The sequence below is a fragment of the Helicobacter pylori HUP-B14 genome (assembly GCF_000259235.1).
In the GTDB taxonomy this organism is placed as follows: domain Bacteria; phylum Campylobacterota; class Campylobacteria; order Campylobacterales; family Helicobacteraceae; genus Helicobacter; species Helicobacter pylori_CU.
Genome location: NC_017733.1, coordinates 789,496 through 802,339, shown reverse-complemented (window position 1 = coordinate 802,339; position 12,844 = coordinate 789,496). Strand labels below are relative to the sequence as shown.

Here is a 12,844-nt window from a genome sequence, read left to right as displayed (position 1 = left end):
CCCCTTGCTAAAGCAAGGAGCTTCCTAACTAAAGCATTCCATTGAATGCTAACACGAAAGGCTTTGTTCTTTAAAGTCTGCATGGATATTTCCTACCCCAAAAAGACTAGCGGTATTTTAACCTCTTTTAGCTTGAATATAGCCTAACAGCTATGCACTTATATCTCTGACCTAAAGGATGGAGTTTTTCGTGCTGTTGGGATAAAACTAGATTTTAGCTAAAGCCAAATTTTTGACTAAAACCTGGAGACAAACGCTCCAAGTTAAAAAGATTAAGCTAGTTTATTGTCCTCAATATACTTCACCACATCGCCCACATTGACGATTTTTTCCGCTTGCTCATCAGGAATTTCAATGTTAAACTTTTCTTCTAACGCCATGATCAATTCCACGACATCTAAAGAGTCCGCACCCAAATCCTTCACAAATTCCGCCTCTGGGGTAACTTGCGTCGCATCCACATTCAACTGCTCAGCAATAACTGCCTGAATATCTTCAAATAAAGCCATAATTAAAACTCCCTTGTTTTGTAAAAATTAAATCAACCATTCATTGAAGCGTTTATTTTTGCTCCAAAACATCTAAAATCCTATACAACAAATAAATTACAATGAGAAACAATATTAAGTAAATAATCCCCATTTGATAATAACCTCTTTGTTTTAGAATAACCTCATAATGTTAGCATGATTTTTGCTACTTACAAACTTTTATTACTAAAAGAATGTTTAGGACTACATATAAAGCCCGCCATTGACTTTGAGAGTCTCCCCAGTGATGTAACTAGAGTGATCGCTCAAAAGAAACGCTACCGCTTCTGCCACTTCCTTAGCAGACCCTAGCCTGTTTAAGGGAATGTTTTTAACATAATCCGCTTTGAGTTCGTCTTTCAAATTAGCGTTCATGTCGGTTTCTATAAAGCCTGGCGTTACAGAGTTGAAACGAATATTCCTTAAAGCTCCCTCATAAGCAAAGGACTTGCTCATCGCAATCATCCCCCCCTTACTCGCTGAATAGTTTGTCTGCCCCATATTGCCTCTTTCACCAATGATAGAAGCGACATTAACCACGCTCCCAAAACGACTCTTACTCATCACCTTTAAAGCCTCTCTGCAACCTATAAAAGCTGAAGTGAGATTATTTTCAATGACATGGTGAAAGTCTTCTGTTTTCATTTTGATGGCTAATTTATCGCGCACCACACCGGCGTTATTCACCAAATAAGACAAACCTCCATCGCTTTGAACAATGGTTTGTATCGCTTCAACAAAATCGCTTTCAGAAGTCGCATCAAATTTAATAACGGCCGCTTTATAGCCTTTTTCTTCAAGCTCATTTTTCAAAGCGTCAGCCACTTCAGCATTACTGCGGTAATTGATCCAAACTTTCAGCCCCATAGAAGCGAGAGTTTTGGCGATTTCAGCCCCAATGCCTTTAGAAGACCCGGTAATGAGAACATTTTTCCCTGTGAATTGCATTATTCAATAATCCTTAATTTTTAAATTTTTCTTAAAGCCTATTATAGTCTTGACTCATAACGCCTTAACATATAAAGACGCTTCAAAATCTTCTTTTTAGCGCTGATTTTTTGTTTTTTACGCTTTTCCGTTTTAGACTCAAAGAACCTTCTAGCACGGCATTCTGTTACCACTAGATTGCGATCGGTTTGCTTTTTGAATCTCCTATAAGCTTCATCAAACGCATCGCCTTCTCTAACCTTAATCCCTGGCATACTGCTATCACCTCTTTTCCATAGCTTAAAATCATTGCTTAACAATGGCTACAAATGAAACAGCATTATATAAGACGAATTAACTGGTTGTCAAGAATTTTCACTTTTTTCTAGCAATTTTGTTAATAAGGTTATAAGGATCAAAGGCGACCGTCATATACACTTGGTAAGATTCTGACCAAGGTAAGCTCCTATCAAATCCCCCACGCATCGCATTAAGCACGAAATTGATGCGGACCGATGCGAAGTCGTTTTTCCAGTTGTAATAAAAATCAAAACGGTTATACATGTTGGCTTGAAAGAATGGCACGCCACGATAAATAGGCGTGGGGCAGTAAGAAGGCGTGCAATACATTTCAACATATTGGTATTGGTTATAAAAAGGCATTTCTGGGGTCTTGGCGAAGAAAAATAAATTGTGGATGCCAAAGCCTTTGTATTGGATCTCCACATCAAATTGCCCGCCCACGCTGTTCATAAAAGGCACATTTTTGTGGATTTGCCTTAATCGGCTTGATTCAGAAACCATGCCAAAACTAGCGTTGAGCTTTTCCATAAAGGGAGCGATGTCTAAAAGGCTTGTCCCTATGTAAGCGTTAAAATAGAGGCGATCCATAAGATAAATATTATTGTTGTCAATCGCTTTTTTTTCATTAAACTGCATGCCATCAGCCCCATTCAAAAGGTATTTGTCTTCATTATGGAACAAGACAAAATACCCTCCAATACCCAATAAATCCTTAAAGAAATTATAAGCGACAGAGCCGTTCATTTGAAACCTGTCCATTGCGTTCCCATAAGGGTTTCTCCCGAATTTACAAGTGTTGTAACAATTGCCTCCAAACCAATCTAGCATGAATTCCGCATGCCCATAATAGGGTTTTGAAGGCGAATAATGGTTTTGAAATTGCAATAAAAACCCTCTAGCGTTGGGATCTATAAACCAATAATAAGGGGCAAAAATATTCAAACCATACCTTCCTAAGAGGTTTTTTCTAGGAAAGATGCCGCCATAAAAAGTAAAACGCTTCCCTCTAGCCTTATAATACATAGTAGGCCCCCAGCGGTAGGGAAAATTAGTGCTGTAGTTATGGAAGTTTTGAAAAAAATACGCCCCCACAGTCAGGCTTTGCTCCACACCTCTTGTATAAAATTGGATCCCAAAATTTGGAGTCAAACGGGTTTTAAGATTGGTGTTAGTATTGACCCAATAAGGCGTTGAGCCTTCATGGTCCATGATGAACATATTGAAACCCAGATTGTATTTAAAAATATTCCAATCAAAAGCGTAAGAATTAACCGCTAACAAACAAACCAAAAAAGAATGTTTTAAAAAGGTGTTTATTGCCACTTGTTACCCCTATGTCATCATTTTTTTGATAAAAAAGCTTATCTTGTAACAAATGGGTATTCTAGCACATCTAAAAATATTTTTCTTTAGATTTAATATAAAATGGCGTTTATTTCATGTTAAAATAGCCACTACGATGTTACAACATACTAACTAAAAAAGGAAATTTTAATGGAATTAGGAAATAAAAATATAAAACCCGGTCGTAAGCGTGTCGCTGTAGATGAGCTGAAACGCAATTTTTCAGTTACTTTTTATCTCTCTAAAGATGAGCATGATGTTCTAAGACGATTAGCTGATGAAGAAGTAGAAAGTGTCAATTCCTTTGTCAAACGCCACATTTTAAAAACAATCATTTATAAAAAAGGCACTAACCAAGATTCTTCTATCAATTGTGATTCTTCTAGTAGGCTTTAAGCCTACTTTAAGGCATTCGCTCTTTAAGAGCAACACCCGCTAGAGCATTTAGTTTTAATCCCTACCGATGAGCGATCCATCAAGCAAAACCCTTTCCCCTCTAAATAGCGTTTCGCATCAAATCCGGCCACAAACAAGCCTCCAGCAAATAACGCCAAGTCTTTAACCACTAGCCTTCCAGCTCCAGAAAGCCATGGGAAATGCTGATTGACAAACACTTCTGGCGTTGTGAATAAAAAGGATAGAGTCGTGATCGTCATTCCAGCGACAAGCAAGCCCCCAATCACGCCCATTAAAGGCATCCAAAGCCCTAAAAGCACCAAAATGCCTAGGATCATGATCGTAATCCCTAAACCTTCAGCCACTAAATAAGTGCGGTTTTCTTTATGCCATTCTTTGTTTTCAGCGATTTTAGGGTCATCTTGCATTTCTTCTTGCATGGATTGGGATTCAGACATTTTGTGTTGTTTGTATGCGGGCTTTTCAAATTTATACATGAAAGAAAAGAAAGGGGAATTAGCCACAAAAGGAGCGATCCCTTCGGCTTCATACGGCACAAACTTAAGCCCTCCAATCCAAATAAAAATGATGAAAATAGCTATATGCATCAAATAGCCGCCTAGATTCTGGAGTTTTGTAATCACTTCAAGCAATGATTTTAACGCTTGCATGGTTTTATTCCTTTAAGATATTTTTTATATTGCTAAAAACAGCTCGCAAATGATAGCGCATTATGTTTAATTACGACAAAATCATTACCATTACAAGAAATAATGATCAAAAACACCCATTTTCAAAAACACTGCCCAAAACGCTCATGCCAATATAACGCACCGCGCCCTTATAAAAAATTCCATCATTTTTTAAAGAAAGCTCTAAAGATTCGTTGCTTTTAGGGATGAGAGTGGCTTTTTTAGGCGTGTTATAAAAAATGCGCGCGGCGATAAAAACCGCTGCCATGCCTGTCCCGCAAGCTAGCGTGAAATCTTCAACCCCCCTTTCATAAGTTTGTAAAAAAATCGTCTCTTTATTTTCTATAAAAGCGATGTTAATATTAGCGTTAAATTCATGCCTTAAAGCCCTTAATTCCAGCGTGTTAAGGGAATTTAACCCCTCTTTATTTTCCACAAATCCCACTAAATGCGGCACTCCTGTATCTATGAGGTAGAAAGTAGGGATATTTTCTAAAACGCTGTTATTAGTAAAAAATTTTTTGCATTTTAAGGCGGGTATGGTGTCTAGGATTTTGTAGTTACCGAGATTGCTCTCTATGATATTGGGTTCTTCTATACGGATAGAAATCTCTCTTTTCCCGGCTAAAAAAACATGCTCTTTAGGGGCTATAGCATGTTGGTAGGCAAATAACCCCACGCAACGGCTCGCATTCCCGCACATGCCAGCTTTAGAGCCGTCTGAATTGTAAAAATCCCATTCGTAGTCATAATCATTACTTGGTAAGACGACCACAAGCCCATCAGCCCCAAAACCCTCATGCCTATGGCACACCTGTTGGGCTAAATTGGAAAAATCTTTTTTTTTGAAACTTTGAACGATTAAAAAATCATTCCCACTCCCTGAATATTTGTAAAACACCATCTGTATAAGCCTTTTTGATTTTAATTATAAGTTAAAAGAGGTTTTTTATCCTTAAAAGAGCGTTTTTTAGCTAACATTTGATAATTTTTGGTTCAGTTTAATGGGGATAATTGCATGAAAGCTCAGTATTTTTTTTGGATTCTTTTTTTGATTGGTTTTTATTGGATGATCTATCTGTATCAAGATTTTTTAATGGATGCACTGATCGCTGGGCTTTTGTGTGTGGGGCTTTTTCAAGTGAAAGTTTTTTTGAATAAGCGCTTTTCTAATGTTATCAGCTCGTTTTTATGCGTTTTAGTTTTAGCGAGCGTTTTGATCGTGCCGTTGTATTTTATTGTTTATAAAAGTTCTAATATCATTTTTGAAATCAATTTTGAAAAATTTTCAGCTCTGATTAAATGGCTTAAAGGGATAATCACCGAAAATTTGTCGCATTTTCCTGCCATTCATGATGGAGTGAGCAAGTTTTTAGAAAATTTTAGCGCCACTTCCATCACGGGTTATTTGTTGAAAATAAGCAGCTATGTGGGAAGATACAGCTTGAAACTCATTACAGACGCTTTGTTTATCTTGGGGCTGTTGTTTTTCTTTTTTTATTATGGGGAGAGATTTTATCGTTATTTTTTGGGGGTCTTGCCTCTTGGAATGAATCAAAGCAAAAAGATTTTTGAAGAAGTGGCTGGGATTTTACGCATCGTGCTTTTAACTTCTCTCATCACGGTTATTTTAGAGGGTGTGGCGTTTGGGGTGATGATCGTATGGTTTGGGCATGACGGCTGGTCTTTGGGGATTTTATACGGCCTAGCGTCTTTGGTGCCGGCTGTTGGGGGGGCTTTGATTTGGATCCCTATAGCGATTTATGAGCTTTATCATGGGCATGTGAATGAGACGGTATTTATCGTTTTGTATTCTCTTTTGTTGATTGGCGGGTTGATTGATAGCGTGATCAAGCCAATTTTAATCGTCTTCATCAAAAAAAGAATCTTTAAAACCACCCTTAAAATCAATGAAATGCTGATTTTCTTTTCCATGATTGCTGGGATTTCACAATTTGGTTTTTGGGGAATTATTGTAGGGCCTACTATCACGGCGTTTTTTATTGCGTTACTGCGATTGTATGAAAATTACTTTATCCAAAACGATCAAAAAGCATGCGAATGTTGAATGAAATAACGCAAAACAACTAAAAAGCGTAGAAATCAAAGAGTGGGGTCAATTAGTGTTTTTGAATGGCATCGAGAGAAGCCCACGCATTTTCCGATCCCACAAGCTATTACAAAAAAAGAGAGAGCCATTTGCCTTTTAACCCTTAAAATTTTGACAATTCTAACGCACCAATCCAAACATAAAAGATAAGAATATAAAGAGTAAAAGCTTTTAATTGAAGCGAACTAAACGCCGCCACAATTGCAAAACCAATGACCAACAAACTATTGAGTGGTTTCATTTTTTGTAGCGGATCAAAGGGTAGGAGCAGTTTTGGCATAAAAGTTCTAACGCTTCGCCCTTTAAAAAATGGGTTTTGATAGCCATAGCTTTTTGGCTGTTTAAAATATCTTTTAGGGGTGTATGGTTTAAATCGCCAAGGTTGATATGAGCTTGCGTGTCCATGCAGCACGGCACGACAACGCCATTAGATAAAATAGCGACTTGTTTAATAAGCCCATAACAATAGGGGATTTTTGATTTCTGGTTTAAAGGATTTGGGGCGTTCAAATTCGGCCATTTAAAGGTCTTTTGGATATTCAAAAAACTTTTTTTAAACAAACGAACGCGGCCTTGCGATTTTAAGCCCTCTAAAGAAACGCATTCAAAGCTTTCTAAAAAAGGCTTGATCAAATTCTGGTGTTTGTCAAGGGTTCCATCTTGAATGCGTAAATTCAAAAACACTTCGCTATTTTTTTCAAATTTATAGCGGCAAAATTCTAAAATTTTTTGGATATAGCGGTGCTGGTTGAGTTTGTTGTGATGGTCTAGCCCTGCGTCTAAAGAAATAGAGATTTGATAGATCACATCTTGTAGGAGTGTTTCAAAATCGTGCAAATACACCCCGCTAGTAACCAAATCCACTTTCAAAGAAAAGCGTTTAGCGGTGCTTAAATAGCGGTTTAAATTTTTGAGCTTGCAAGGATCGCCTAAGACATGCAAGGTGATAATAGGGGTTAGGGGGGCCACTTCTTTACAAACTTTTTCAAATAATTTTAGAGGCATCACGCCTCTGATATTTTTAGGGTTAGGGCAAAAACTGCATTGCAACCCGCAAATATCGCTTAATTCTACATAGATTTTTTTAAAAAGTTTCTTGTTGGGTGTCAATTCTTATGAAAAAATAGTAACGCTTGTTTGAAAAGACACTAAACATTGAAGCGAAAATGCAACACATCGCCATCTTGAACGATATAGTCCTTACCTTCAATGCGTAACGCTCCCTTTTCTTTCGCTCCGGCTTCGCCCTTATAAGCGATAAAATCATCATAACTGATGGTTTCAGCTCTGATAAAGCCTTTTTCAAAATCCTTATGGATCACCCCAGCAGCCACAGGCGCACTAGAGCCTTTTTTAATCGTCCATGATCGCACTTCCTTGACTCCAGCGGTAAAATAATTGATCAAACCTAATTCCTTAAAACTCAAACGAATGGTCTTTTCTAGCCCACTTTCTTCTACGCCTAAACTTTGCAAAAATTCTTTGACTTCATCTCCACTCATGGAAACCATTTCTTCTTCTAATTTAGCGCACAAGGCAACAAACTCGCTATTTTGGGCTTTCGCATGGTTTTTGACTTTTTTAGCATGCTCACTGAGGGCGTTTAAATCTTCTTCGCCCACATTAGCGACATAGATCATTTTTTTATGAGATAAAAAACGCAATTCCTTGTCCAATTCTAAAAAAGCCTCGCTTACATTCAAGGGGAAAGTTTTCGCCGGCTTTAATTCTTCTAAATGCGTTTTTAAACTCAAAGCGCATTCTAAAAGATTTTTAGCGTCTTTTGAACTTTTTAGGGCTTTTTGTAAGCGATCGATCCTTTTGTCTAAAGTGGCAATATCCGCTAAAATCAACTCCAATTCAATAGTTTCTATATCATTCAAAGGGTCAATTTTGTCGTTCACATGCGTGATATTATCATCTTCAAAACAGCGCACCACTTGCAAGATCACTTCGCATTCCTTGATATTGGCTAAAAACTGATTGCCTAAACCCTCCCCCTTGCTCGCTCCTTTAATCAATCCGGCAATATCCACAAATTCCACCACAGAATGCAAAATGCGTTCAGGCTTTACGATTTGAGCCAACGCATCAAGCCGTCTATCAGGCACATTCACGATGGCTTTATTGGGTTCAATGGTGCAAAAAGGGTAGTTCGCGCTTTGGGCGTTTTGGGTTTTAGTGAGCGCGTTAAAGGTGCTGGATTTGCCCACATTAGGCAAACCCACAATGCCTACAGACAAGCCCATTTCAAGCCTTTTTCAAAAGCTCTTCCACAAAAGCTGTGCAAGCCCTAACCCCAGCCCCACTCGCTCCAAAGCTATTCACATCCCATTCTTTTTCCACATAAGCAGGGCCTGCAATGTCAATGTGTAGCCACTTATCCTTAAATTCATCTCTAATAAATTCATTTAAGAACAAGCCCGCTGTGATCGCACCGCCATAGCGTGAAGAAGAAATATTGCACACATCAGCGATTTTAGATTCAATCAATTTCTTTAAATGGCGGTTAAAGGGGAGTTTGGCTAACAATTCGCCGGATTCTAACCCTGAAGTTTCAAAGAGGTTTTTTAACTCTTCATTATGCCCCATGATCGCTGAAGTGAATTCGCCCAAGCCTACAACGCATGCCCCAGTAAGGGTCGCAAAATCCACGATCACATCAGGGTTCAAGTCTTGAGCGTAGCTCAAACAATCCGCTAAAACCAAACGCCCTTCAGCGTCGGTATTACGGACCTCTATGCTCTTGCCTTCTTTGGAGATTAAAATATCATCTGGTTTATAGGCAGCTGGGCCTATCATGTTTTCTGTGGCCCCAATAATGCCATGCACTTCAGCTTCCACGCCTAGTTTGGCTAATGCGTTTAAAAGCCCAATCACCGCAGAGCCACCGCCTTTATCCGCTTTCATGGTAACCATGTAATCGGCCGGTTTCAAGCTCAACCCTCCGCAATCATAAGTCAAGCCCTTACCCACTAAAGCGATTTTTTTCTTCGCTTTTTTGGGTTTATAGACTAAATGGATCAAGCGAGGAGGATTGATAGCAAGAGAGGCTTTATTGACCGCTAAAAAGGCGTTCATTTTCTTTTCTTCTAAAAATTTTTCATCATGAACATGGATTTCTAAATGGTTTTCTTTAGCCACTTTTTGCGCCACTTCAGCCATATAAACTGGGGTGCCAATCATAGGGGGGGTATTGACTAGATCTTTAACGATATTCAAGCTTTCTGTCATGATTTCAGCGTATTTTAACGCTTCTTTAGCGCTCTTTTCTAAAGAATTTGCGCAAGTTTTTTCGCAAGGTTTGTGCAATTCTAAAGCGACAATGGCTTCTTTTAAAACGCTTTCTTTTTTGTTGGATTTAAAAGTGTCGTATTCATACAAGCCCAATTTTAAGCCCAAAAACAACGCTTTCAAATTTTCTAAAAGCGCATTATCTTTAGAATGCGTCCCGCAAGTATAAACGCCCACTTTAACGCTTTTAAAAGCGAGTTTCTTAAGGGTGCGAACGGCTAAACACGCGCTCTCTCTCAATAAATGCACATCATCTTCTTTAACGCCCGCATACAGGATTTTATTTTCTTGGTCTAAAAATACGCCTTCGCCTTCGTATTTAAAGGTTTCTAGCAATTCTTTATTTTTGACCCAAGCGTGGCTAAAATCCTTATTGACAATAAAAACTAAACCGCATTCAGCTTTTGCGTTTTCAAAAGTGGTTTTTTCTAATTTGATTTTTAACATAAAGTCTCCTTTTTTAATTTCATATCTTTCAAGAATTGTATTGCACTCTAGCGGTTTTTCTTACTATAGTATTGGAAATACCACAGCACTAACGCCAAGAAAGATACTAATAGTAATATTAGCGCATAAGGGTGTTTTTTAAGCCACCCTAACGCATGCAATAACTCTTCTCCTAAATACCACGCTAGAATAATGGTAATGCTCGCCCACACCATCGCGCTAATGAGGTTGATGATAGCGAATTTTAAAGCGCTATAGCGCGTGAGGCCTATGCTAATGGGAATGATGGTACGCATGCCATACATGTAGCGTTGGATAAAAATGATAAACCAGCCGTGTTTTTGCAACAATAAATGGGCTAGGGCTAGTTTTCGGCGTTGTTTTTCTAGCTTTTTTTGGATGTAAGATTTATTGGTGCGGCCGATGTAAAAATAGATCTGATCCCCCACAAAGCCCCCAATCCCTGCGACTAAAATGGCTAACCCTAAATGCATATGACCGGTATAGCTAGCAATCCCTGCTAAAATTAACCCAATTTCGCCTTCTAAAATGCTCCACCCAAATAAAATGAGATACCCCCAAGTCGCTGCATGCTGATTCCATAAGTCAATGATGTATTCTTCCAAAATTCACCCTTATTCTAGCACTCTAACAAACAAAAGGTTTTCACTCGCTCTTCTAAAAGTTGGATACCCGGTAATTCTTTTAACCCTATCAAAAAGCATGCTTCTATGCATTCGGCTTGTAGGGCTTTGATAAGCTCAAGGCTCGCTAAAGCTGTGCCTCCAGTGGCTAATAAATCATCAATCAACACCACCCTTACCCCCTTAATTCCCCTAAAAGCGTCAGAGTGGATTTCTATGCTGTCGCTCCCGTATTCTAGGCTGTAGCTTTGAGACAGGGTGTGCGCAGGGAGTTTGCCCTTTTTCCTCACAGGCACAAAACCCACCCCAAGCGCATAAGCTAAAGCAGAGCCTAAAATAAACCCCCTAGCTTCAATGCCCACGATAAAGTCTATATTGAGAGCGAGATAGCGTTTTTTGAGCGCGTCAATGAGTTTGTTAAAGAGTTTAGGGTAGTTGAGTAGCGTGGTAATATCTTTGAATAAAATCCCTTTTTTAGGGTAGTCTTTCACTTCTCTGATGCTTTGTAAAAGTTCTTCTTTGAGCGTTTCATTCATTTTGATTTCCTTTAATATAACGGATTGGTTGTAGAATTTTGGTTTATTATAGCGTTTTTAAAGGAGAGCTTCTATTTTTTGCTCCAATTCTTTAATGCGATTTTTATATTTATCCGATTCGCCTTTGTATTCAGAGTTGCGCTGTTTAAGGGCTTTTAGTTCTGTTTTTAACGAGCTCATTTCTTGGGTAAGAATGTCAATATTGCCTAAAGCCCTTTGGAGTTGCAACTGGTGTTTTTGAATCAAAATTTCAGCTTCTTGTAAGGTGAGCTTCATGGACGCGTTGGTGCGTTCTTGCCGTTTAGCCACGGTTTTAAAAAAGAAAGTGCGCACACCCATATAAAGGATAAAAACAATAGCGATAGTGATGATAAACCATTGGGTAAACATTCTATTAAAATATCCTTTTAGCGAAACGATGCAATTATACTATATTAGCCCTATGATTTCAGCGATTCATCTAGCTTTTGGATGCGCAACACATGGCGGCCTTGTTCAAATTCTGTAGAGAAAAACGCTTCTAAAATGCTTTCTGTTACGCCAATACCGCTAATCTTTTCACCCAAGCACAAGACATTAGCGTTATTGTGCAAGCGAGTCATTTTAGCCATGTAAGCATCAAGGCACAAAGCGGCTCTAATACCCTTAAAGCGATTAGCGCCCATGCTCATGCCTATCCCTGTAGCACACACTAAAATGCCATAGCTTTGCGGATTTTCTAAGACCTTTTGGCACACTAATTTGGCGTAATCAGGGTAATCCACTCTCATAGTGGGTAAAAAAGCTTGGACTTTAAAACGCTTGTCTTCTAAAAAATGTTTAACAAATTCTGCAAGATGCAACCCTGCATGATCGCTTCCTATAAAAACTTGAGAAAACTTTAAGGGCTTATTCATAAACTCTCCTTGATAAAAGATTAAGAAAGGAGTAAGGAAAATAAAAATCTTGTGGGTGCATGGATAAAAAACTCCGATAAAGGGGGGATAAACAAAAAGACAAACACTACCAACATGCCGTAGCGTTCCATTTTAGAAAACCATTCCAATAAAAACGCGCTTTTAAAATGCAACGCTAAAAAGCCTAACGCTTTGGATCCGTCTAAGGGCGGGATAGGGAGGCTGTTGAAAACGCCTAAGACAAGATTATAAAGAATGCCTTGAATGAGAAAGGTTACTAAAGCGAGCTGATAAAGATTCAATTCATTGATGCTTAAAGCGTTGATCCCTAGTTTTTGGAAGCTCCAATGCGTGATGAAAGCGAGTAGAACGGCCAGAGTGAAATTATAGATCACCCCGGCTAAACTCACCACTACGCATGCCAGAGAGCCTTTTTGAGAGACAATGTAGCGCATATCCACAGGCACGGGTTTGGCCCACCCAAACAAAAAGGGGGCTTGAAAAATGAGTAATAGAGCCGGTAAAAGCACCGATCCCATCATGTCTAAATGCCTGATAGGGTTTAAACTCAAACGCTTGGCGTCTTTAGCGCTCCTATCCCCAAATAAAAACGCACTCAAGCCATGCATGATTTCATGCCCTATGATAGCGATTAAAAGGGCTAGGATTTTCATTAAGGTGGTAATAAAACTTTCTAAAGAGAAATCAAAAAATTGCACAAAAAA

General features: G+C 38.8%; 16 protein-coding genes. 2 read left to right on the top strand and 14 right to left on the bottom strand.

Annotation, left to right across the window (positions count from 1 at the left end):
• Positions 1-272: 272 nt before the first annotated feature.
• From acpP to HPB14_RS03860, 4 genes are all read right to left on the bottom strand, one after another.
• Entirely contained in the window at positions 273-509 is a 237-nt protein-coding gene (gene acpP / locus HPB14_RS03875) for an acyl carrier protein (protein ID WP_001163098.1), read from the bottom strand.
• A gap of 225 nt (positions 510-734) precedes the next feature.
• Complete coding sequence (gene fabG, locus HPB14_RS03870) at positions 735-1,478, bottom strand: 3-oxoacyl-ACP reductase FabG (RefSeq protein ID WP_001160896.1); 744 nt, start codon at positions 1,476-1,478, stop codon at positions 735-737.
• 41 nt (positions 1,479-1,519) lie between these two features.
• Positions 1,520-1,732 (bottom strand): 30S ribosomal protein S21, encoded by a 213-nt coding sequence (gene rpsU / locus HPB14_RS03865; RefSeq protein ID WP_001117775.1) that lies wholly within the window; start codon positions 1,730-1,732, stop codon positions 1,520-1,522.
• A gap of 100 nt (positions 1,733-1,832) precedes the next feature.
• Positions 1,833-3,083, bottom strand: a complete 1,251-nt coding sequence (locus tag HPB14_RS03860) for a hypothetical protein (RefSeq protein WP_000996945.1) — start codon at positions 3,081-3,083, stop codon at positions 1,833-1,835.
• A gap of 171 nt (positions 3,084-3,254) precedes the next feature.
• On the opposite strand from HPB14_RS03860, the gene HPB14_RS03855 reads away from it, so the two are divergent.
• On the top strand, positions 3,255-3,500 hold the full coding sequence (locus HPB14_RS03855; RefSeq protein WP_000418864.1) for a ribbon-helix-helix domain-containing protein: 246 nt from the start codon (positions 3,255-3,257) through the stop codon (positions 3,498-3,500).
• Between the two features lie 23 nt (positions 3,501-3,523).
• Here HPB14_RS03855 and HPB14_RS03850 read toward each other — a convergent pair whose 3' ends face one another.
• Entirely contained in the window at positions 3,524-4,171 is a 648-nt protein-coding gene (locus HPB14_RS03850) for a YkgB family protein (protein WP_001148284.1), read from the bottom strand.
• 106 nt (positions 4,172-4,277) lie between these two features.
• Positions 4,278-5,096 carry a diaminopimelate epimerase gene (dapF, locus tag HPB14_RS03845; RefSeq protein ID WP_000232490.1) on the bottom strand — a complete coding sequence of 273 codons (819 nt, stop codon included), beginning with the start codon at positions 5,094-5,096 and terminating at the stop codon, positions 4,278-4,280.
• A 114-nt stretch (positions 5,097-5,210) separates the two neighbouring features.
• Here dapF and HPB14_RS03840 point away from each other — a divergent pair, with 114 nt between their 5' ends.
• On the top strand, positions 5,211-6,260 hold the full coding sequence (locus HPB14_RS03840) for an AI-2E family transporter (RefSeq protein WP_000647370.1): 1,050 nt from the start codon (positions 5,211-5,213) through the stop codon (positions 6,258-6,260).
• A gap of 279 nt (positions 6,261-6,539) precedes the next feature.
• On the opposite strand, the gene HPB14_RS03835 is transcribed toward HPB14_RS03840, so the two are convergent.
• The 8 genes from HPB14_RS03835 to HPB14_RS03800 are packed head-to-tail and all read right to left on the bottom strand — an operon-like array spanning position 6,540 to position 12,838.
• On the bottom strand, positions 6,540-7,412 hold the full coding sequence (locus tag HPB14_RS03835) for a radical SAM/SPASM domain-containing protein (protein ID WP_000188607.1): 873 nt from the start codon (positions 7,410-7,412) through the stop codon (positions 6,540-6,542).
• A gap of 38 nt (positions 7,413-7,450) precedes the next feature.
• Positions 7,451-8,551 (bottom strand): redox-regulated ATPase YchF, encoded by a 1,101-nt coding sequence (gene ychF, locus HPB14_RS03830; RefSeq protein ID WP_000524625.1) that lies wholly within the window; start codon positions 8,549-8,551, stop codon positions 7,451-7,453.
• A gap of 1 nt (position 8,552) precedes the next feature.
• A complete protein-coding gene (locus HPB14_RS03825; protein ID WP_000912852.1) occupies positions 8,553-10,043 on the bottom strand; it encodes a leucyl aminopeptidase in 1,491 nt (496 codons plus the stop codon).
• 47 nt (positions 10,044-10,090) lie between these two features.
• The gene (locus tag HPB14_RS03820; RefSeq protein ID WP_000393412.1) at positions 10,091-10,669 is read right to left on the bottom strand and encodes a DedA family protein; all 579 of its coding nucleotides are present in this window, start codon (positions 10,667-10,669) and stop codon (positions 10,091-10,093) included.
• Between the two features lie 14 nt (positions 10,670-10,683).
• Positions 10,684-11,223, bottom strand: coding sequence for an adenine phosphoribosyltransferase (gene apt, locus HPB14_RS03815; RefSeq protein WP_001006106.1), 540 nt, complete (start codon positions 11,221-11,223; stop codon positions 10,684-10,686).
• Between the two features lie 57 nt (positions 11,224-11,280).
• The gene (locus HPB14_RS03810; protein ID WP_000495089.1) at positions 11,281-11,613 is read right to left on the bottom strand and encodes a hypothetical protein; all 333 of its coding nucleotides are present in this window, start codon (positions 11,611-11,613) and stop codon (positions 11,281-11,283) included.
• 50 nt (positions 11,614-11,663) lie between these two features.
• Complete coding sequence (gene rpiB / locus HPB14_RS03805; protein ID WP_001039763.1) at positions 11,664-12,119, bottom strand: ribose 5-phosphate isomerase B; 456 nt, start codon at positions 12,117-12,119, stop codon at positions 11,664-11,666.
• Between the two features lie 20 nt (positions 12,120-12,139).
• Positions 12,140-12,838 (bottom strand): site-2 protease family protein, encoded by a 699-nt coding sequence (locus HPB14_RS03800; RefSeq protein WP_001159344.1) that lies wholly within the window; start codon positions 12,836-12,838, stop codon positions 12,140-12,142.
• Positions 12,839-12,844 lie beyond the last annotated feature (6 nt).

Excerpts from the sequence above, each read along its gene's own strand:
- apt (WP_001006106.1), bottom strand. The coding sequence starts at position 11,223 with ATGAATGAAACGCTCAAAGAAGAACTTTTACAAAGCATCAGAGAAGTG.
- acpP (WP_001163098.1), bottom strand. The coding sequence starts at position 509 with ATGGCTTTATTTGAAGATATTCAGGCAGTTATTGCTGAGCAGTTGAAT.
- HPB14_RS03855 (WP_000418864.1), top strand. The coding sequence starts at position 3,255 with ATGGAATTAGGAAATAAAAATATAAAACCCGGTCGTAAGCGTGTCGCT.
- fabG (WP_001160896.1), bottom strand. The coding sequence starts at position 1,478 with ATGCAATTCACAGGGAAAAATGTTCTCATTACCGGGTCTTCTAAAGGC.
- HPB14_RS03850 (WP_001148284.1), bottom strand. The coding sequence starts at position 4,171 with ATGCAAGCGTTAAAATCATTGCTTGAAGTGATTACAAAACTCCAGAAT.
- HPB14_RS03840 (WP_000647370.1), top strand. The coding sequence starts at position 5,211 with ATGAAAGCTCAGTATTTTTTTTGGATTCTTTTTTTGATTGGTTTTTAT.
- dapF (WP_000232490.1), bottom strand. The coding sequence starts at position 5,096 with ATGGTGTTTTACAAATATTCAGGGAGTGGGAATGATTTTTTAATCGTT.
- HPB14_RS03825 (WP_000912852.1), bottom strand. The coding sequence starts at position 10,043 with ATGTTAAAAATCAAATTAGAAAAAACCACTTTTGAAAACGCAAAAGCT.
- HPB14_RS03810 (WP_000495089.1), bottom strand. The coding sequence starts at position 11,613 with ATGTTTACCCAATGGTTTATCATCACTATCGCTATTGTTTTTATCCTT.
- ychF (WP_000524625.1), bottom strand. The coding sequence starts at position 8,551 with ATGGGCTTGTCTGTAGGCATTGTGGGTTTGCCTAATGTGGGCAAATCC.
- rpiB (WP_001039763.1), bottom strand. The coding sequence starts at position 12,119 with ATGAATAAGCCCTTAAAGTTTTCTCAAGTTTTTATAGGAAGCGATCAT.
- rpsU (WP_001117775.1), bottom strand. The coding sequence starts at position 1,732 with ATGCCAGGGATTAAGGTTAGAGAAGGCGATGCGTTTGATGAAGCTTAT.